Origin of the sequence: Streptomyces sp. NPDC088553 (genome assembly GCF_044752965.1) — a bacterium.
Classification (GTDB): domain Bacteria; phylum Actinomycetota; class Actinomycetes; order Streptomycetales; family Streptomycetaceae; genus Streptomyces.
On sequence record NZ_JBIVMG010000003.1, the window covers coordinates 755,928 to 773,651 of the forward strand.

Sequence of the window (17,724 nt, forward strand, 5' to 3'; positions counted from 1 at the left end):
GTCCGATGCAGTTCGGCCGTACCTACGAAGAGTTCGAAGTCGGTGCCGTCTACAAGCACTGGCCCGGAAAGACGGTCACCGAGTACGACGACCACCTCTTCTGCCTGCTGACGATGAACCACCATCCGCTGCACATGGATGTGAACTACGCCGAGAACACGACGGATTTCGGCAAGAACGTCGTCGTCGGCAACTACATCTACTCGCTGCTGCTCGGCATGTCCGTGCCGGACGTCTCCGGCAAGGCCATCGCCAACCTGGAGATCGAGTCGCTGCGGCACGTGGCGCCGACCTTCCACGGCGACACGATCTACGGCGAGACCACGGTCCTCGACAAGACCCCGTCGAAGTCGAAGAACGACCGCGGCATCGTCTACGTCGAGACCAAGGGCTACAAGCAGGACGGCACCCTCGTGTGTGTCTTCCGCCGCAAGGTGATGGTGCCCACCGAGACGTACATCAAGGAGCGCGGCGGCGAGCAGCCCGGCCGCCCCGAGCTGATCGAGCCCGCCAAGAAGACGGAGAAGTAGCCATGGCCCGACTCGCCCAGACCGCCGGGCTCACGGACGTCCAGCAGGAGATCCTCAAGACCGTCCGGGAGTTCGTCGACAAGGAGATCATCCCGGTCGCCACCGAGCTGGAGCACCGCGACGAGTACCCCCAGCAGATCGTCGACGGGCTCAAGGAGCTCGGCCTGTTCGGTCTGATGATCCCCGAGGAGTACGGGGGTCTGGGTGAGTCGCTCCTCACCTACGCGCTGTGCGTGGAGGAGATCGCGCGTGGCTGGATGTCGGTCTCCGGCATCATCAACACGCACTTCATCGTCGCGTACATGCTGAAGCAGCACGGCACCCAGGAGCAGAAGGACTACTTCCTGCCGCGGATGGCGGCCGGCGAGACGCGTGGCGCGTTCTCGATGTCGGAGCCGGGCCTCGGCTCGGACGTGTCGGCCATCACGTCGAAGGCGGTCAAGGACGGCGACGAGTACGTCCTGAACGGCCAGAAGATGTGGCTGACCAATGGCGGAACGTCAACGCTGGTCGCCGTTCTCGTCCGAAGTGACGAAGGCCACCCGGAGGGCACCGCCCCCCACAAGTCGATGACGACCTTCCTCGTCGAGAAGGAGTCCGGTTTCGGAGAGGTGCGCCCCGGCCTCACCATCCCCGGGAAGATCGACAAGATGGGCTACAAGGGCGTCGACACCACCGAACTCATCATGGACGGACTACGCATTCCGGCCAATCGGGTCCTCGGCGGGGTCACCGGCCGAGGGTTTTACCAAATGATGGACGGCGTCGAGGTCGGCCGGGTGAACGTGGCGGCCCGTGGCTGCGGCGTCGCTCAGCGTGCCTTCGAGCTCGGTGTCTCGTATGCCCAGCAGCGTCACACTTTCGGCAAGGCGATCGCCCAGCACCAGGCGATTCAGTTCAAGCTGGCCGAGATGGCTACCAAGGTCGAGGCCGCTCATGCGATGATGGTGAATGCAGCACGCAAAAAGGACTCCGGGGAACGAAACGACCTCGAAGCAGGGATGGCGAAGTACCTCGCCTCCGAATACTGCAAGGAGGTCGTCGAGGATGCCTTCCGCATCCACGGCGGCTACGGGTTCTCCAAGGAGTACGAGATCGAGCGTCTCTACCGTGAGGCGCCGATGCTGCTCATCGGTGAAGGTACCGCCGAGATCCAGAAAATGATCATTGGTCGTCGGCTGCTCGAGGAGTACCGATTCCAGGGTTGATTGTCGGTTTTGAGTCGTTTCGGCCGCGAAGAAGATCACACCCTGTGTTCGTCTTCCGGCCGTCGACTCGGTTCCTGGCTTACCCAGTTGCGCCCCGCAACCGATAGCATCGAGGGAAAGCCGCCGTCCCCCGTTGCCAGTGCGGCATCATCCGCTACGAAGGTCATCCATGCCCCACAGCCAAACCTCTGCACACCGCGACAGCCTCACGGGCGTACGCATTGCGCGCGGAGCATCGCCGTGGCTTCTGCCGACCGTCGCCACCGCGGCGCTCAGCCTCGTGCGCGCGCGCAAGTCGAGGCGGGCCGCGGCCATCGCCGTGCCGACCACCGCGCTCGCGGCCGGCATGCTGTGGTTCTTCCGCGACCCCGAGCGTGAGATCGCTCAGGGCCGGGTCATCTCCCCCGCCGACGGTGTGGTGCAGAGCATCATGCCGTGGAAGGACGGGCGCACCCGGGTCGCCATCTTCATGAGCCCGCTGAACGTCCACGTCAACCGCGCGCCGCTGGCCGGCACCGTGACGTCCGTGGAGCACGTTCCCGGCGGGTTCGTCCCGGCGTTCAACAAGGAGAGCGAGAACAACGAGCGCGTTGTCTGGCACTTCGACACCGAGCTCGGCGACATCGAGATGGTGCAGATCGCGGGCGCCGTCGCCCGGCGCATCGTGCCGTACATCCCGCAGGGGACCAAGGTCGAGCAGGGTGACCGCATCGGTCTGATCCGCTTCGGCTCGCGCGTCGACATCTACCTCCCCGAGGGTGTCGAGGTCGCCGTCGAGGTCGGCCAGGCCACCACAGCGGGGGTGACTCGCATTGACCGTGATTGATCCCGACACACGGGCCGCCGACTGGGTCGCCGGCACCGATGCGGAAGGGGCCGAAGAGGCCGAGGAGATGCCGTTGTCGTTGAGGCTGTCCATAGCGGACGCCCTCACGCTCGGTAACGCCACGTGTGGCTTCATGGCGGTGTACTTCACCACCACGGGCATCCTCATCCCGCACCTCACGGGCAGCACGGAGACCGGCATGGCGCGCAACAGCGCCGCCACCGCCGTGATCCTGATGCTGGCCGCGGCGATCTTCGACCTGTTCGACGGCATCGTGGCGCGCAAGCTGCGCTCCTCCCCGATGGGCGCCGAGCTCGACAACCTCTCGGACCTGATCAGCTTCGGTCTGGCCCCGGCCTACTTCGTACTCGTGTACGGCATGGTCACGCCCGGCGCGCAGCAGAAGGTCTCGGCGGTGGCCGCGATCGTGGTGCTGCTCGCGGTGGTGCTGCGACTGGCGAGATTCTCCTGCGTGACCATGAAGGACGGCATGTTCCAGGGCATGCCGAGCCCCTTCGGCGCGCTGACGGTGGTCTCCATCGTGCTCCTGGAGCTGCCGTTCATCCCGACGCTGCTCGCGATCATCGGTGTCGCCTGGCTGATGGTGAGCCGGGTCGAGTACCCCAAGCCGCGGGGCATCCTCGCGGTGGCGATGCTGAGCTGGATCGTCGGTGCGATGGGCATGCTGGCGGCCTGGGCCTTCGACGCTCCGGGCGGACAGTTCCTGCTCCAGACCGGGTGCGCGCTCCAGGTCGTGATGGGCGCCGTGATCCCCCTCTTCGCGACGGCCCGTCGCGTGAACACCTTCCGCGGCAACCGGCGTGAGAGCCGGGAGGCGCGGGCGGCGCAGCTGCCGTAGCGCGAGTACGCACGAGAAGGGCCCCGTAGGCGATGTCGCCTACGGGGCCCTTTCCGTTCCCCTCGGGCTCAGCCGAGGCGCTTGTAGTAGAGCGTGGTCGCGCGCAGGACGCCCGCCGGGTCGGCGGCGAAGTCCGGGATCGTGCCGGCGGCCGTCCAGCCCGCACCCCGGTAGAGGCGCTCGGCGGGGCTGTCGGTCTGGGTGTCGAGGACGAGCAGGGTGAGGCCGGAGGCGGCGGCGTGGGCCTCGGCCGTGGCGAGCAGCCGGTACCCGAGGCCTCGGCCGCGGGCCGAGCGGTGCACCAGGAGGCGGGCGATCTCGCCGCGGTGCCCGCCGTTGGCCGTGCCCGCGCGGACGAGGGTGACGACGCCGGTGAGGCCCCCGTCGGGGCCGTGGGCCGCCCAGACGTCCCGTACGCCCTCGGCCGCCTCATCGGCGACGCGCGTCCACCAGGCGGCCGCCTGGTGGGCCGCCAGGGGTGCCAGGAAGCCGACGGAGGCGCCGGAGTCCACGGCGTCGACGAGGAGCGCGGCGAGACCGGCGGCGGCGTGCGTCCGTACGGCGTCGGGGGTGAGGCGCTCGATGACGTCGAACGGCTTCTCCAGACAGACCAGGTCGGGCCGCTCGTCCCAGGAGGCGACCGTCTCGAAGCCCAGAGCGCGGTAGAGGGCCAGCGGCTCCTCCCGCCAGTTCCAGACGGTGAGGCGTACGGCGGGTGCCCCCGAGGCTGCGGCGCGGCGCAGGGCCTCGGTCATGAGGGCCTTCGCGAGGCCCTTCCGCCGGGCCTCCGGCGCGACCCAGAGCCGCTTGATCTCGGGCGCCCGGCCCTCGTACGGGGCCTTGAGGACGACGCAGCCGGCCGGGAGGTCCGCGCCGGGCGGGGTGCCGAGCAGGACCGTGTCGTCGGCGAACGCGCCGGCCGGGTCCTCGACCTCGGCGCGGTATACGGCGGGGAGCCGGTCGGCCGACTCCACCGCCGTCCCCTTCTCGGCCTGGTTGACCAGGTGGTAGGCGGCCAGCAGGTCAGGGAGGCGCGGGTGGGAGCGGTTCTCCTCGATGCGTGCAGTCATGGGCCCGAGCTTCACACCGCGATGTTTCGGGCACGTGAAGATCTCTTGGGCTGGGCCGATGCGTGTACTGGTAGCGGGCGCCACGGGCGCCGTCGGTCGTCAGCTCGTACCGCGTCTGGAGGCGGGCGGCCACGAGGTCGTGGCTCTGTCCCGGCGCGGTCCGCACCCCGTGGACGTCCTGGACGCCGGGGCGGTGCGCCGCGCGGTGGCCGCGGCGGCGCCGGACGCCGTGGTCCATCAGCTCACGGACCTGGGTGCGGCGGACGGGGCCGCCAACAACCGCGTACGGGTCGAGGGCACCCGGAACCTGGTGGACGCGGCGCGCGGGGCCGGCGTCGGCCGGATCGTCGCGCAGTCGATCAGCTGGGCGTACGCCCCCGGCGACGGACCCGCCGACGAGTCCGTACCGCTCGACCCGACGGACGAGCCGCCCCGGTCGCGGATCGTCGCCGGGGTGCGGGCCCTGGAGGACACGGTGGCCGAGCTGACCGAGGCGGTCGTGCTGCGGTACGGGATCCTGTACGGCCCCGGCACCTGGTACGCCCCGGGCGGCGCCGTGGCCGCCGCGCTCGCCGGGGACCCGGCGGCCCGGTTCCTCGGGAGCACGGCGGCCGACGACGCGGTGAGCTCCTTCGTGCACGTCGCCGACGCGGCCGACGCGGCCGTACGGGCTCTCGCATGGCCCTCGGGCGCGTACAACGTGGTGGACGACGAGCCGGCGCCCGGCCACGCCTGGCTGCCGGTCCTCGCGGAGGCCCTGGGGGTCCCGGCCCCGGCGCGGAGCGGGGGCGGGGCGCCCTGGGCGCGGGGCGCGGTGAACGCCCGGGCCCGGGCCCTGGGCTGGACCCCGGCCCGCCCGTCCTGGCGGACGGGCTTCGCGGACCGGGACCCGGGCCGACCCCGCTGAGCCCTCAGGGCGTGTAGGACTTCGCGGCGTCCGCGACGAAGGGCTGCCGGACGGTGCGCATACCGCCGGGGACCTTCTTGTCCGGCTGGATGATGACGGACTCCCGGGACGACGGCGCCTTGGGGTCGGCGAGGTCGTGACTCATCCCGAAGCCGGCGTCGTAGGACGTCAGCGTCAGGAGCGCCTTGTCGACGCCGTCGCGGGTGAGGTCCTTGCTCTCGCAGGCCTTCTTCAGGGCCTCGCCGAAGACGCTCGCCGCGGTCCAGCCGGCGACGATGCCGTTGTCGAGGGAGTCGCTCGGGTAGGCGGCCTTGTAGTCGGCGACGAGCTTCTTCGCGGTCGGGGTGTCCGCGCCGATGGGGAGGCTCGGGGAGGCGAACCAGTACATCTTCTCCAGCGCGGGACCGGCCTGGGTGCCGAGCAGCTGCGGCGCGAAGGCGGAGTTGTTGCCGACGACGGGGACCTTCAGACCGGTGGCGGCGGCGACTCCGACGAGGGAGGCGGCCTGGCGGGGGCCGGCGCTGATGACGATGGCCTTCACCCCGGCCTGCTTGAGCGCCGCGACCTGCGCCGACATGTCGTTGTCGGTGGGCTTGATCTTCTGCTCGACGACGGTCAGGCCGGCCTTCTCCGCCGCGTGCTTCGAGCCCTTGAGGGCGTTCTCGCCGTAGTCGCCCTCGAAGTAGACGTGGCCGAGCTTGTCGCCCGACTTCAGGCCCTTCTCCTTGAGCAGGAAGTCGACGGCGTTGATGGTCTCGACGTCGTACGTGGCGCCCAGGACGCGGATGTACGGGGAGCCGAGCAGCGAGGCCGACCAGGCCTGCGGGAGGACGAGGCCCTTGTCCTTGACGTCCACCCGCGGCTTGACGGCGGCGACGAACGGGGAGCCGATGAACTGGGCGAAGCCGACGACCTTCGGCTCCAGTTCGGTGTAGGCGGCGAGCGCCTTCTGCGGGTCGTAGCCGTGATCGCGGACCGTCAGCTCCAGCTGCCGGCCGCAGATCCCGCCGGCGGCGTTGACCTGCTTCACGTACAGCTGCTGGGCCTGGGTGACGCTCTTGCCGAGGGTGGCGTACACGCCGGTCATGTCGGTGAGCGCGCCGAGCGAGATCGTCTTGTCGGTGACGCCCTCGCCGGTCTTCACTCCGCCCGCGCCGGTCTGCTTGCCGTCGCCGGACTTCGCCTTCGAGCTGCATCCGGCGGCGGTGAGCGCGACCAGTGCGGCGAGCGCGGCGGCCAGGCCCCGCACGGCCTGTCGTCGGTGGTTCATCGTGCCTCCCCTGAGGGTTCGGTGGTGGTCGGGGTGTCGGGGGTGTGTATGGGGGTCTCGGGGCCGTTGCCGCGTCCGGGTTTTCCGGGCCTCCGGGCGGCCAGCCGGGCCAGGCCTCCGGGCAGGAACAGGACCACCGCGACGACGGCGGCGCCGTACAGGTAGCGCGCGGCCTCCCCCGGTGCGATGCCGCCCGTTCCCGGGGCGGAGACCAGCGGGAGTGCGTCGCTGTAGCGGTTGAGGAGCTGGGGCAGGAGGGAGACGAAGACGCCGCCGGCGACCGCTCCCGCGACCGAGCCGAGACCGCCGATGACGATCATGGCGAGGTATTCGAGGGAGAGCGCCATGCCGAAGTACTCCGGCACCGTGCGCTGGAAGACCAGGGCGAGCAGGACGCCCGCGAGGCCCGCGTACATGGAGGACAGGACGAACACGGCACCGCGGTAACGGGCGACCGGGATGCCCATGACGCCGGCGGCGATCCGATGGTCGCGGATGGCGTTCATCGCCCGCCCGGGGCGGCCCCGGAGAACCCCGCGGGCGAACAGCACGCCGCCGAGGAGCAGGACCAGACCCAGGTACCAGAGCTTCTCCACCGCGCCGAACGGCACCTGGGCGACGAGGAGTTCGGTGTCGTCGAAGGTGAGGCCGAAGAGGGAGAGCGGTGGGACCGCGCGGCCGTTGTAGCCGCCCGTGAGGTCATGGGCGTTGAAGAGCACGTGCTGGCCGATGAAGATCAGCGCGAGGGTGGCGATGCCGAGGTACGCGCCCCGCAGCCGTCCCGCGATCGGGCTGAACACCCCGCCGGCCAGGCCCGAGAGGGCGACGGCGAGGACGGCGGCGAGCCAGCCGGGCAGGCCGAGTCCGGCGAGCCCGTCGGTGCCGTCCCCGGCGAAGGCGCAGTAGCCGTAGGCGCCGACGGCGAGGAAGAAGGCGTGCCCCATGGAGAGCTGTCCGGTGGCGCCGGTCAGCAGGTTGATGCCGATGGCGCCGAGGGCGGCGGCCATCGCGAACAGGCCGGCCTGGAGCCAGAACCGGTCCAGGTAGAACGGCAGGACCAGGAGGACGAGGCAGGCGGCGGCCCCCGCGTACACCGCGGGACTGCCGACCCGCAGGCCGCTCCGGGCGAGGGTCTCAGACACGGGCGAGCTCCTTCGTGCCGAAGAGTCCGGCCGGGCGGATCAGGAGCACCGCGACCATGACGAGATACGGGGCCAGGTCACCGATCCCCCGGCCGAGGAACGCCAGGTCGCTCTGGTAGCCGGTGGCGAGGGACTCGGTGACGCCGACGAGGAGCCCGCCCACGAGGGCGCCCGTGGTGGAGTCGAGGCCGCCGAGGATGGCGGCGGGGAAGGCCTTGAGCGCGGCGAGCGAGGTGGCCCGCTCCAGGCCCGGGGTCGGGAAGACGGTGAGGAAGAGCGCGGCGACGGCGGCGAGACCGCCGGCGACCGCCCAGGCGCCGATCGAGACCCGGCCGAGCCGGATGCCCATCAGGGCGGCGGTCTCCTGGTTCTCGGCTGCGGCCCGCATGGCGACGCCCCAGGACGTGTACCGGAAGGCGAGCAGGAACGCGGTGATGAGGAGGCCCGCCGCGAGCAGCGCGGCGATCCGCGTCTCCGCGATGGTGACCCCGCCGACGGTGACGACGGCGTCGCCCCACGGGTCGCCGAGGGCCAGGATGTCGGTGCCGATCCGGCGGGTCAGCTCGGTGGCGAGCAGGATGTCGACGCCGATGGTGACGATGGCGAGGACGCTGTGGTCGGCGCCCCGGTGGCGGCGCATCACGAAGAACTCGACGGCCGCGCCGACCACCGCCGCCCCCGCGATGCCGGCGAGCAGCGCGGGCCAGAAGCCGATGTCGTCGTGGAGGACGGCGGTGACGTAGCCGCCGGCGAGGAGCAGGGAGGCGTGGGCGAAGTTGACGACCTCGGTGGCCCGGAAGATGACGACGAAGCCGAGGGCGATGAGGGCGTAGATCGAGCCCAGGGAGATGCCGTTGATCAGGAACTCGGCGAAGGTGCTCACGCGGCGGACTCCTCTCCGAGGTAGGCGCGGACGACCGCCGGGTCGTTCTGGACGTCGGTGGGTGCCCCGTCGGCGATCCGGCGGCCGAAGTCGAGGACGGTGACGGAGTCGGCGAGCCGCATCACCAGGCCCATGTCGTGCTCGACGAGGAGCACCGAGATGCCGAGGCTGTCGCGGACCCCGGCGATGACCGAGGCGGTACGGCGCCGCTCGTCGGCGGTCATCCCGGCGACGGGCTCGTCGAGGAGCAGCAGCCTCGGCTCCATGCAGAGGGCGCGGGCCAGTTCGGCGAGCTTCTGCTGCCCGTACGGGAGCGAGCCCGCCGGCCGCGCGAGCTGCTGCTCCAGACCGACGAAGGCCGCGATCTCGCGGACCCGGGCGCGGTGGCGGGCCTCCTCGCGGGCGGCGGAGGGCAGCCGCAGCCCGGCGGCGAGGAAGCCGGTACGGGTCAGCCGGTGGCGGCCGAGCATCAGGCTGTCCTCGACGGTGGCGCGGGGCGGCAGGGCCAGGTTCTGGAAGATCCGGCCGACGCCGAGGTCCGCGATCCGGTGCGGGGGCAGGGCGGTCAGCTCGTGCGGGCCGAGGCGGACGGAACCCTCGGTGGCGCGGTAGACACCGGACAGGACGTTGAAGCAGGTGGACTTCCCGGCGCCGTTGGGCCCGATGAGGGCGTGCACGGTGCCGGGCCGGACGGTGAAGTCGACGGCGTCGAGGGCGGTGAGGCCGGCGAAACGGACGGTGAGGCCGCGGACTTCGAGGGTGGGGACGTCAGGGGCCGGGGCCTCGGGCGCCGGGGCGCCGGGGGCGGGTGGTGTCGCGGGGCCGGGTGACGAGGGTGGTGTCGGCCGTGCTGTCATCGGGTCTCCTCCCAGCGGGACAGGAGCGGGTGCGTGGCGCGGGCGCGGGCCGCGTCGGCGGCGGCGTCCTCGTCGACCACGCCCAGATAGCGGCGGCGCACCTCGTCGGAGGCGGCGAGTTCGGCGGCCGGGCCCGAGAGGGTGACCTCTCCGACCTCCAGGACGTAGGCACGGGAGGCGAGCCGCAGGGCGAGCGCCGCGTTCTGCTCGACGAGCAGCACCGCGGTGCCCTGGGCGTTGATCTCCCGGACGGCGTCCGCGATCCGTGCCGCCATCAGCGGGGCGAGCCCGAGCGAGGGCTCGTCGAGCAGGAGCAGGCCCGGCGCGGCCATCAGGGCGCGGCCGACGGCCAGCATCTGCTGTTCGCCGCCGGAGAGCAGCCCGGCGGGCTGGCGGGCCCGCTCGGCGAGCACCGGGAAGAGCTCGTGGACCCGGCGGAGCGAGGCCGCCCTGGCCGCCCGTCCGCCGCGGCTGCCGAGCGCTCCGGCGCGCAGGTTGTCCTCGACCGTCATCCGGGCGAAGACCTGGCGGCCCTCGGGCACCTGGGAGACGCCGGCCCCGACGACGCGGTCGGGCGGCAGCCCGTCGAGCGGCCGGCCGTCGCGGCTCACCGTGCCGGAGACCACGGCGCCGCCGTGGAACCGGAGGGTGCGCGAGACCGCCCGCAGCAGCGTCGACTTGCCGGCCCCGTTGGCCCCGAGGACGGTGACGACCTCACCCGCCGGCACGGTCAGCGACACCTGTCGCAACGCGTGTACCGGTCCGTATCCCGCCGTCAGGTCCGTCACCTCGAGGGCGGGTGCGGTACCTCCCATGGTTCCCCTTTTTCCGGTGTTCCCGGCCGCTTCTTGTTACTCGGCCGTTCGATGGCGCTCACCCCAGCACCGGGCCGGACCGCGCGTCCACGGCCCGCGGCCGAATCGCTGCCGGTGACCAGCGGGCGCGCCGAAGGGCTGTGCATGCGCACAACGCTGCGCGTCAGGGCTGTGCGGAGGGGGCCGGGGCGGTGGATCCTCCGGGCATGGGACGGCGCAGACGGCGGACCGGTGACGACTGGAAGGTGCTCGCTCAGGCGTGCACGGCGCTTCTTGGGCGGGTGCCGGAGCTGGTGGACGAGCATCTGAGGGAACTCCACGCGTACGAGCCCGCCTACGGGCGGATCCTGCCGTACGACCAGCACTGGCAGGAGGCCGAGGAGGCGATACGCATCGGGATCGAGATGATCTCGGCGCCCCGGAGCTCCCCCCGGCGGGACCTGGAACACGCGGACGCGATGGGCCGGCGGCGGGCCGCGCAGGGCATGCCGCTCGAACTGGTCGTGCACGCCTACCGGCACGCCGGGCATCTCGTCTGGGACGCGCTGATCGAGGGCGCCGGGACGGACACGGCGCAGTTGGCGGCGCTGATGCAGTCGGCGACGACGGTGTGGTCGGCGGTGGACGCGCAGGCGGACACGGCGTCGGAGGCGTACCGGACGACGGAGCTCGAACTGCGCCGCCGCACGGACGAGCAGCTCCAGGCGCTCCTCGACGCGCTGCTCCAGGGCCGGCGGTCGCCCGAGCTGGTGGCGCGGGCGGCGGCGGGCCTGGACCTGCCGGAGCAGGGGCGGTACGCGGTGGTCGTCCTGCGCTACGACCGGCGGGAGGAACGCGAGCTGTTCCACCGGCAGGTGCAGGGCGAGGGCGTGCGGTTCCTGTGGCGGATGGGGGCCGACTGCGAGCTGGGGGTGGTGGCGCTCGCCGGGGACACCGGTCTGGACGCGCTGTCGGAACTCCTCGACGGGCGGTGCCCGGGTCCGGGCGGGATCAGTCCGGTGGTGGTGGGGCTGACCGAGCTGGGCCGGGCGCGGCGGCTCGCCGAGCTGGCGCTGCGGACGTGCCCGCCGGGGAGCCGCGAGATCGTACGGCTCGACCGGCGGATGGCGGGCGCGCTGGTGGTGGCCCAGCCGGAGGTGGCGAGCCTGCTGGTCTCGGACGTCCTGGGCGGGCTGCTGGAACTGGACCCGGCGGACCGGGCGGTGCTCCTGGAGACGCTGGACGCGTGGCTGGAGTGCGAGGGGTCGGCGGGGCGGGCGGCGGGCCGGCTGTACTGCCACCGGAACACGGTCTTCAACCGGCTGCGGCGCTTGGAGCAGCTGACGGCGCGGTCTCTGTCGCGGCCGCGGGACCTGACGGAGATGACGCTGGCGCTGGACGCGTTCCGCCTGACGTCACCGAGCTAGGCGCCCCCGGCCGTGGGTGGCCGTAACCCCGTACGGACCCGCGCCCCGGCGGTGCGATGCCGCCGCCCCCGTGTGGGCAATCGTCCCTCCCCAAGACTCCGTCCGGGGGGGACCCCCACGCCCCAGCGGAACAGATGCCCACAACGAGGGGGCGGCAGCGGGCGCGGGGGTGGGCACCGCCCCAGTGGAGCTGCGGCAGGCGCGGGGGGTAGCGCCCCAGCGGGACCGGCGCCCACAACGAGGGGGCGTCGGCCCGGCGGAGCTGGTGGCCACGACAGCGCGCGGCGCGGGGGCGGGTTACTTCAGGAAGTCTCGGGCGATGTTCGCCGACGCTTCTTCCAGGAGCGGGCCCGCGTTCGCCATCGACGTCGCCGGGTCCGGCTCCAGCGCCGACAGCGCGTACGCCCGGCGGATGCCCGCCTTGCCCAGCGCCTCCGGCGGGAGGGCCAGGCGGCCGCAGACCGCGACGACCTCCTTGCCCGCCGCGCGCGCCGCCGCCGCGACGCCGGCCGGCGCCTTGCCGTGCAGCGTCTGCTCGTCGAGGGAGCCCTCGCCGGTGATGACCAGGGTCGCGCGCTCCAGGGCGGGAGCGAAGCCGAGGACCTCCAGCATCAGCTCGATGCCGGGCCGGAAGCTCGCGCCGAGGATGAGCGCGCCGTAGCCGATGCCGCCCGCGCCGCCCGCGCCGGGGGCGACGGCCGCCTCGGCGGCCTTGGGGCCGATGGCCTTCTCCAGGACGGTGGCGAAGTGGGCGAGGGCCGCGTCCAGGGTCCGGACGTCGTCGGGCGTGGCGCCCTTCTGCGGCCCGTAGACCGCGGGGGCGCCCTTGGGCCCGGTGAGCGGGTTGTCGACGTCGCTGGCGAGGATCAGGTCGACCGAGGCGAAGCGGGGGTCGAGGCCGGTGAGGTCGGCGGTGGCGAGGTCGGCGAGGGTCGCGCCACCGGGGCCCACGGGCGCGCCGGACGCGTCGAGGAAGCGGGCGCCGAGCGCGGCGAGCATGCCGGCGCCGCCGTCGGTGGTGGCGCTGCCGCCGACGCCGAAGACGACGGTGGTCGCGCCGGCGTCGAGCGCCGCGCGGAGCAGTTCACCGGAGCCGTACGTGGTCGCGGTCAGCGGGGCGAAGACGCCGTCGGGGAGGAGCTGGAGCCCGGAGGCCTCGGCCATCTCGACGACCGCGGTGGTGTCGCGCAGCGCGAACGCGGCGGTGACCTGCTCGCCGAGCGGCCCCGTCACCAGGACCTCGCGGCGTTCGAATCCGGCCGCGACCGCGGCCGCGACGGTGCCGTCGCCGCCGTCCGCGACGGGCAGGGTCTCCACCGTGAGCTCCGGGACCACCCGTCGCAGTCCTGCTGTGACCCGCTCCGCGACCTGCACGGCCGTGAGCGAGCCCTTGAACTTGTCGGCCGCCACGAGCACGTGAGCGACCTGAGTTGCTGCCCCGTCCGTCACCTTGCATCCCTTGCTTTCGAACGTGCAGTCGCGCCGAGGCCGACCCTATCCGTACCGCCGGACGGCGTGCCACCCCCGGATCGCCTGATATTTCGCACCATAGTGGGGTCGCATGAGTACGGAACCGATCGACCGGCCCCCGCAGGAGCAGCAGGAACGGCACGCACCCGACGGCAAGGTCATCGGCATCGGGATGGCGGCGGTGGTGGCCGTCGTCGCCTGGGCGGCCCTCGGTGAGGACTCCTTCGACCGTGCCTCGTCGTCGGCCCTGCGGTGGGTGCTCGACAACTTCGCCTGGCTGTTCGTGGTCGCCGCCGACACGTTCCTGGTGCTGTGCGTGGTGATCGCGCTGAGCCGTTTCGGCCGGATCCGGCTGGGTGCGGACGACTCGGAGCCCGAGTTCACGAACGTGGCGTGGATCGCGATGATGTTCAGCGCGGGCATGGGAATCGGCCTGATGTTCTACGGGGTCGGGGAACCGCTCACGCACTTCCTGAGCCCTCCCCCGGCGACCGGCGTCCCGGCGGGGACCGGGCCCGCCGCCCGTACGGCTCTGGAGTACTCGTTCTTCCACTGGACGCTGACGCCCTGGGCGATCTACGGCATCGCCGGCCTCGCGCTGGCCTACGCGGGTTTCCGCAAGGGCCGCGGCAACCGGCTGAGCTCCGCGTTCGTGCCGCTGATCGGGTCGCGTCGGGCGGATTCCTGGCAGGGCAAGGCGATCGATCTGCTCGCGGTGTTCGCGACGGTGTTCGGCACGGCGACGAGCCTGGGGCTCGGCGCCCTCCAGGTGTCCGAGGGCCTGAACCTGACGATGGACGTGAAGGACTCCACCGCCACCCAGCTGATCATCATCGTGTCGCTCTCCGGGGCCTTCGTCCTGTCGGCCTTCTCCGGTCTCCACAAGGGCGTGAAGTGGCTGTCCACGATCAACATCGTCCTCGCGGGCTGTCTGATGCTGTTCGTCTTCCTGCTCGGCCCGACCGTCTACATCCTGGACACGATCCCCGCCTCCGTCGGCGGCTATCTGCACGAGCTGCTGCCGATGGCGAGCCGTACGGGCGCGTTCACCGACCGTAAGTGGCTCGGGGCCTGGACGATCTTCTACTGGGCGTGGTGGCTGTCCTGGGCGCCGTTCGTCGGCACCTTCATCGCCCGGATCTCGCGCGGCCGCACGATCCGGGAGTTCCTGGTGGGCGTGCTGCTCGTGCCGTCCGGGGCGACGGTGGTCTGGTTCTGCGTGATGGGCGGCACGGCGATCCGGCTGGAGTCCACCGGCGCGGCGGACCTGGCGACGGCGATGAAGGACGGGGCGGAGGCCTCGCTGTTCGCGATGCTGGAGGCGCTGCCGATCGGCACGGTCACCTCGGTCGTGGCGATGCTCCTGGTGATGACGTACTTCATCACCAGCGCGGACTCGGCCTCGCTGGTGATGGGTTCGCTGACGAGCCGGGGCTCGCTGAACCCGCCGACCTGGCTGGTGGTGACCTGGGGCGTCCTGATGGCCGCCGTGGCGGCGGTGCTGCTCGTGGTGGGCGGTCTGAAGTCGCTCCAGACGGCGACGATCCTGGTGGCGCTGCCGTTCGTGGTCGTGATGCTGGTGCTGTGCTGGGCGCTCCTGAAGGAGCTGCGCGAGGACCCCGGCGCGGGCCCGGCCCGGCACCACGCCCTGCACGGTCTGCGGGACGCGGTGCGGACCCTGGTCGGCGAGGCGATGACGGAGCGGGGCGGCGACCCTCACCACCGGCCGCTGCGGGCGGCGAAGGCCCGCACGGACACGGATCCGCCGGAGGGCACGGGCACCCCTCGGCGCTGACCCCTCGGCGCCGACCGGGCCGGGCTCCGGCGCGCGGGCGGCCGCCCGGTTCGGTACACCGGAGGTATGGGCCTGACACCCGGGGAACGCGCGCACGGGAAACGCACACAGGGGGAAAGCCCGCAGGGGGCACTCCCCCGTGCGGAGCTCGCGGACCGTGTCCTGGGCGGCTGGACCGGCCGGATCGCCGGGAACATGCTGGGGAAGCCCGTGGAGCAGGGTGAGCACTGGACCCGGGAGCGCATCGACGCCTATCTGCGGCTCACCGACGCGCTCCCGCTGACCGACTACCTGCCGCCCCCGCCGCCCGGCGCCACCGGTTTCGAGCTGAGGCCCGAATGGCGGCGGTGCGTGCGCGGCGGGATCGACGGCAGTTGCCGGGACGACGACATCGACTGGACGATCCTGGGGCTGCGCGTCCTGGAGACGTACGGCTCCGCCTTCACGACCGAGCAGGTGGGTCAGGAGTGGCTGCTGCGTATGCCGTACCTCCAGACCTTCACCGCCGAGCGGGCCGCGTACCGGAACCTCGCCAACGGGCTGCGGCCGCCGCTGACGGCGACGTACGACAATCCGTACCAGGAGTGGATCGGCGCGCTGATCAGGGCCGACGTGTACGGATGGACCTGCCCGGGGGATCCGCGCCGCGCCGCCTCGCTCGCCCGGCGCGACGCGGTCCTCTCGCACACCGGGAACGGGGTGTACGGGGCGATGTGGGCGGCGGCCCTGATCGCGGCGGCGTTCACCGCACCGGACGTCCGGTCCGCCCTGGAGACGTCCCTGGAGCGGATCCCGGCGAGCTGCCGGCTCGCCCGGACCGTACGGGACACGATGGCGCTGCACGAGGCGGGCCTCGACTGGCCGGCGACGCTGGCCACGCAGGCGGAGCGGACGGCGGGGCTCGGCTGGATCCACACCGTCCCCAACGCGGCCGTGCTGTCCGCCGGACTTCTGTACGGCGAGGGGGACTTCACCCGCACGATCGCGCTCACGGTGCGCGGCGGCCTGGACACGGACTCCAACGGCGCGACGGCCGGTTCGGTGGCGGGGGTGAGGTGCGGGGCGGCGGCGATCCCGCCGCGATGGTCGGAGCCGCTGCGGGACCGGGTGCGCAGCGCCGTCTTCGGCTTCGACGGGGTCGGGATCCGTGAACTCGCCGAGCGCACGGTGCGGTTGGCCGAGTCCGCCTGACCGCCGTCAGCCCTGCGGCGGTTCCGGCGGGACGGCCTCGCCGGTGCGCCCGGCCTCGTCGCGGCTGACGGCCCGGGCCTCGGTACGGTGGCCGCGGGCGATGTAGTCGCGGACGACCGCCTCGACGGCGTCCTGGGGGTTGCCGATGCCGGCCAGAACCATGACTTCCACGACGAGTTCGGCGTCGAGACCGATGTTCACCTTGGCCATGGCGGGAACCTAGCACCGGGAAACCCGCTCGCGGGAGCGGTTCGGTGGTGCCTAGGGTCGTCGTATGACGATGGTCGCGATCTTCAGTGGCGCCGGTATCTCCACCGACTCGGGCATCCCCGACTACCGGGGGCCGAACGGCGTGTGGCGGAAGGACCCCGAGGCCGAGCGGCTCGTCACGTACGGGCCGTACATGGCCGATCCGGAGATCCGCCGCCGCTCGTGGCGGATGCGGCTCGACGGTCCGGTGCTGAGCGCCGAGCCGAACGTGGCGCACCGCGCGATCGCCGCGTACGAGCGGACGAGCCGCAACCCGCTGCGGGTGATCACGCAGAACGTGGACGGACTGCACCAGGCAGCCGGGGTGTCCGCACGGAAGGTCCTCGAACTCCACGGCTCGGCGCGGTCGGTGGTGTGCACGGCCTGCCACACGCGCTCGACGATGGAGGAGGCTCTCGACCGGGTACGGGCCGGTGAGGACGACCCGGCGTGCCGGGCGTGCGGCGGGATCCTGAAGTCGGCGACGGTGATGTTCGGGCAGCGGCTCGACCCGGTGGTGCTCGGCGACGCCATGTCGATCGCGAAGGCCACGGAGGTGTTCGTCGTGGTCGGCAGCAGCCTCCAGGTCCAGCCGGCGGCCTCCCTCGCGGGGATCGCGGCCGAGCACGGCGCCCGGCTGATCATCGTGAACGCCGAGCCCACCCCGTACGACGCCGTCGCCGACGAGGTCGTGCGCGAGCCGATCGGCACGGCGCTGCCGGCACTCCTGGACCGGCTGCGCTAGAAGAGAGCGGCCGGTTCCGCCGCACCCGACTCGAAGGCGAGCAGCCGCTGCTTGCGGTCGAGCCCGCCGCCGTAGCCGGTGAGGCCGCCGCCGGCGCCGATCACCCGGTGGCAGGGGACGATGACGCTGACGGGGTTCTTGCCGTTGGCGAGGCCCACAGCCCGGGAGGCGCTCGGGTTGCCGAGTTCCTCGGCGAGTTCGCCGTAGGTCCGGGTCTCCCCGTACGGGATGCGCAGCAGCCCCTCCCAGACCCGCAGCTGGAACGGGGTCCCGATCAGGTTCAACGGCAGGTCGAACTCGGTGAGTTCACCCGCGAAGTAGGCGTCGAGCTGGCGGATCGCCTCCCGGAAGGGGCGCGGGTCGGGCTCGCCGAAGGTCTCCTCCGGGGGGCGGTGGCGCTGCCCGGTCATGTGGACGCGGCTGAGGACGCCGTCGACGGCGACGAGGGTCAGCGGCTCGTACGGGCTGTCCATGACGGTGTGCGTGACGATGGGGGCCATG

The 17,724-nt window shown here is 72.3% G+C and carries 18 protein-coding genes; 9 read left to right on the forward strand and 9 right to left on the reverse strand.

Annotated features, from left to right (window positions below; all coding sequences use genetic code 11):
* The first annotated feature begins 5 nt into the window (after window positions 1-5).
* The 4 genes from ACIP8Z_RS12695 (at window position 6) to pssA (ending at window position 3,423) form a co-directional block, all read left to right on the forward strand.
* Entirely contained in the window at window positions 6-530 is a 525-nt protein-coding gene (locus tag ACIP8Z_RS12695; RefSeq protein ID WP_030320137.1) for a MaoC family dehydratase, read from the forward strand.
* A 2-nt stretch (window positions 531-532) separates the two neighbouring features.
* Window positions 533-1,738, forward strand: coding sequence for an acyl-CoA dehydrogenase family protein (locus tag ACIP8Z_RS12700; RefSeq protein ID WP_189834655.1), 1,206 nt, complete (start codon window positions 533-535; stop codon window positions 1,736-1,738).
* A 169-nt stretch (window positions 1,739-1,907) separates the two neighbouring features.
* Window positions 1,908-2,564, forward strand: coding sequence for a phosphatidylserine decarboxylase (locus ACIP8Z_RS12705; RefSeq protein ID WP_015037483.1), 657 nt, complete (start codon window positions 1,908-1,910; stop codon window positions 2,562-2,564).
* A complete protein-coding gene (gene pssA, locus ACIP8Z_RS12710) occupies window positions 2,557-3,423 on the forward strand; it encodes a CDP-diacylglycerol--serine O-phosphatidyltransferase (RefSeq protein WP_030320135.1) in 867 nt (288 codons plus the stop codon). The genes ACIP8Z_RS12705 and pssA overlap by 8 nt, the downstream gene beginning before the upstream one ends.
* A 68-nt stretch (window positions 3,424-3,491) precedes the next feature.
* On the opposite strand, the gene ACIP8Z_RS12715 is transcribed toward pssA, so the two are convergent.
* Complete coding sequence (locus ACIP8Z_RS12715) at window positions 3,492-4,493, reverse strand: GNAT family N-acetyltransferase (RefSeq protein WP_402082193.1); 1,002 nt, start codon at window positions 4,491-4,493, stop codon at window positions 3,492-3,494.
* A 58-nt stretch (window positions 4,494-4,551) separates the two neighbouring features.
* Between ACIP8Z_RS12715 and ACIP8Z_RS12720 the strand changes: the two genes are divergently transcribed.
* Window positions 4,552-5,400: an NAD-dependent epimerase/dehydratase family protein gene (locus ACIP8Z_RS12720; RefSeq protein WP_402082195.1), complete on the forward strand. Its 849-nt coding sequence runs from the start codon at window positions 4,552-4,554 to the stop codon at window positions 5,398-5,400.
* A gap of 4 nt (window positions 5,401-5,404) precedes the next feature.
* Here ACIP8Z_RS12720 and ACIP8Z_RS12725 read toward each other — a convergent pair whose 3' ends face one another.
* From ACIP8Z_RS12725 to ACIP8Z_RS12745, 5 genes are read right to left on the reverse strand one after another with little or no spacing between them, the layout of a single operon-like run.
* The gene (locus ACIP8Z_RS12725) at window positions 5,405-6,670 is read right to left on the reverse strand and encodes an ABC transporter substrate-binding protein (RefSeq protein WP_402082198.1); all 1,266 of its coding nucleotides are present in this window, start codon (window positions 6,668-6,670) and stop codon (window positions 5,405-5,407) included.
* A complete protein-coding gene (locus ACIP8Z_RS12730; RefSeq protein ID WP_402082200.1) occupies window positions 6,667-7,812 on the reverse strand; it encodes a branched-chain amino acid ABC transporter permease in 1,146 nt (381 codons plus the stop codon). Before ACIP8Z_RS12730 ends, ACIP8Z_RS12725 begins: the two co-directional genes overlap by 4 nt.
* The gene (locus ACIP8Z_RS12735) at window positions 7,805-8,695 is read right to left on the reverse strand and encodes a branched-chain amino acid ABC transporter permease (RefSeq protein WP_402082203.1); all 891 of its coding nucleotides are present in this window, start codon (window positions 8,693-8,695) and stop codon (window positions 7,805-7,807) included. The genes ACIP8Z_RS12730 and ACIP8Z_RS12735 overlap by 8 nt, the downstream gene beginning before the upstream one ends.
* Window positions 8,692-9,552 (reverse strand): ABC transporter ATP-binding protein, encoded by an 861-nt coding sequence (locus tag ACIP8Z_RS12740; protein ID WP_402082206.1) that lies wholly within the window; start codon window positions 9,550-9,552, stop codon window positions 8,692-8,694. The genes ACIP8Z_RS12735 and ACIP8Z_RS12740 overlap by 4 nt, the downstream gene beginning before the upstream one ends.
* Window positions 9,549-10,367, reverse strand: coding sequence for an ABC transporter ATP-binding protein (locus tag ACIP8Z_RS12745; RefSeq protein WP_402082208.1), 819 nt, complete (start codon window positions 10,365-10,367; stop codon window positions 9,549-9,551). The genes ACIP8Z_RS12740 and ACIP8Z_RS12745 overlap by 4 nt, the downstream gene beginning before the upstream one ends.
* A 206-nt stretch (window positions 10,368-10,573) precedes the next feature.
* Between ACIP8Z_RS12745 and ACIP8Z_RS12750 the strand changes: the two genes are divergently transcribed.
* Entirely contained in the window at window positions 10,574-11,773 is a 1,200-nt protein-coding gene (locus ACIP8Z_RS12750; protein WP_402082210.1) for a PucR family transcriptional regulator, read from the forward strand.
* Between the two features lie 297 nt (window positions 11,774-12,070).
* Here ACIP8Z_RS12750 and ACIP8Z_RS12755 read toward each other — a convergent pair whose 3' ends face one another.
* Window positions 12,071-13,222: a glycerate kinase gene (locus ACIP8Z_RS12755; RefSeq protein WP_402082212.1), complete on the reverse strand. Its 1,152-nt coding sequence runs from the start codon at window positions 13,220-13,222 to the stop codon at window positions 12,071-12,073.
* Window positions 13,223-13,334: 112 nt separating this feature from the next.
* Between ACIP8Z_RS12755 and ACIP8Z_RS12760 the strand changes: the two genes are divergently transcribed.
* Window positions 13,335-15,038, forward strand: coding sequence for a BCCT family transporter (locus tag ACIP8Z_RS12760; protein ID WP_402082215.1), 1,704 nt, complete (start codon window positions 13,335-13,337; stop codon window positions 15,036-15,038).
* A gap of 66 nt (window positions 15,039-15,104) precedes the next feature.
* Window positions 15,105-16,229 carry an ADP-ribosylglycohydrolase family protein gene (locus tag ACIP8Z_RS12765; RefSeq protein WP_402082218.1) on the forward strand — a complete coding sequence of 375 codons (1,125 nt, stop codon included), beginning with the start codon at window positions 15,105-15,107 and terminating at the stop codon, window positions 16,227-16,229.
* A 6-nt stretch (window positions 16,230-16,235) separates the two neighbouring features.
* On the opposite strand, the gene ACIP8Z_RS12770 is transcribed toward ACIP8Z_RS12765, so the two are convergent.
* Complete coding sequence (locus tag ACIP8Z_RS12770) at window positions 16,236-16,439, reverse strand: DUF2191 domain-containing protein (RefSeq protein ID WP_402082220.1); 204 nt, start codon at window positions 16,437-16,439, stop codon at window positions 16,236-16,238.
* A 64-nt stretch (window positions 16,440-16,503) separates the two neighbouring features.
* Between ACIP8Z_RS12770 and ACIP8Z_RS12775 the strand changes: the two genes are divergently transcribed.
* On the forward strand, window positions 16,504-17,223 hold the full coding sequence (locus ACIP8Z_RS12775; RefSeq protein WP_402082222.1) for an SIR2 family NAD-dependent protein deacylase: 720 nt from the start codon (window positions 16,504-16,506) through the stop codon (window positions 17,221-17,223).
* Here the strand turns inward: ACIP8Z_RS12775 and ACIP8Z_RS12780 are convergent.
* The gene (locus tag ACIP8Z_RS12780) at window positions 17,220-17,723 is read right to left on the reverse strand and encodes a methylated-DNA--[protein]-cysteine S-methyltransferase (protein WP_402082224.1); all 504 of its coding nucleotides are present in this window, start codon (window positions 17,721-17,723) and stop codon (window positions 17,220-17,222) included. The two genes, ACIP8Z_RS12775 and ACIP8Z_RS12780, sit on opposite strands and share 4 nt — an antisense overlap.
* Window position 17,724: the final 1 nt, after the last annotated feature.

What these genes read in the sequence shown, in the direction of transcription:
- ACIP8Z_RS12695 (WP_030320137.1), top strand. Translation starts at nt 6, where the DNA reads ATGCAGTTCGGCCGTACCTACGAAGAGTTCGAAGTCGGTGCCGTCTAC.
- ACIP8Z_RS12700 (WP_189834655.1), top strand. Translation starts at nt 533, where the DNA reads ATGGCCCGACTCGCCCAGACCGCCGGGCTCACGGACGTCCAGCAGGAG.
- ACIP8Z_RS12705 (WP_015037483.1), top strand. Translation starts at nt 1,908, where the DNA reads ATGCCCCACAGCCAAACCTCTGCACACCGCGACAGCCTCACGGGCGTA.
- ACIP8Z_RS12715 (WP_402082193.1), bottom strand. Translation starts at nt 4,493, where the DNA reads ATGACTGCACGCATCGAGGAGAACCGCTCCCACCCGCGCCTCCCTGAC.
- ACIP8Z_RS12720 (WP_402082195.1), top strand. Translation starts at nt 4,552, where the DNA reads ATGCGTGTACTGGTAGCGGGCGCCACGGGCGCCGTCGGTCGTCAGCTC.
- ACIP8Z_RS12725 (WP_402082198.1), bottom strand. Translation starts at nt 6,670, where the DNA reads ATGAACCACCGACGACAGGCCGTGCGGGGCCTGGCCGCCGCGCTCGCC.
- ACIP8Z_RS12740 (WP_402082206.1), bottom strand. Translation starts at nt 9,552, where the DNA reads ATGACAGCACGGCCGACACCACCCTCGTCACCCGGCCCCGCGACACCA.
- ACIP8Z_RS12745 (WP_402082208.1), bottom strand. Translation starts at nt 10,367, where the DNA reads ATGGGAGGTACCGCACCCGCCCTCGAGGTGACGGACCTGACGGCGGGA.
- ACIP8Z_RS12750 (WP_402082210.1), top strand. Translation starts at nt 10,574, where the DNA reads ATGGGACGGCGCAGACGGCGGACCGGTGACGACTGGAAGGTGCTCGCT.
- ACIP8Z_RS12760 (WP_402082215.1), top strand. Translation starts at nt 13,335, where the DNA reads ATGAGTACGGAACCGATCGACCGGCCCCCGCAGGAGCAGCAGGAACGG.
- ACIP8Z_RS12765 (WP_402082218.1), top strand. Translation starts at nt 15,105, where the DNA reads ATGGGCCTGACACCCGGGGAACGCGCGCACGGGAAACGCACACAGGGG.
- ACIP8Z_RS12770 (WP_402082220.1), bottom strand. Translation starts at nt 16,439, where the DNA reads ATGGCCAAGGTGAACATCGGTCTCGACGCCGAACTCGTCGTGGAAGTC.
- ACIP8Z_RS12775 (WP_402082222.1), top strand. Translation starts at nt 16,504, where the DNA reads ATGACGATGGTCGCGATCTTCAGTGGCGCCGGTATCTCCACCGACTCG.
- ACIP8Z_RS12780 (WP_402082224.1), bottom strand. Translation starts at nt 17,723, where the DNA reads ATGGCCCCCATCGTCACGCACACCGTCATGGACAGCCCGTACGAGCCG.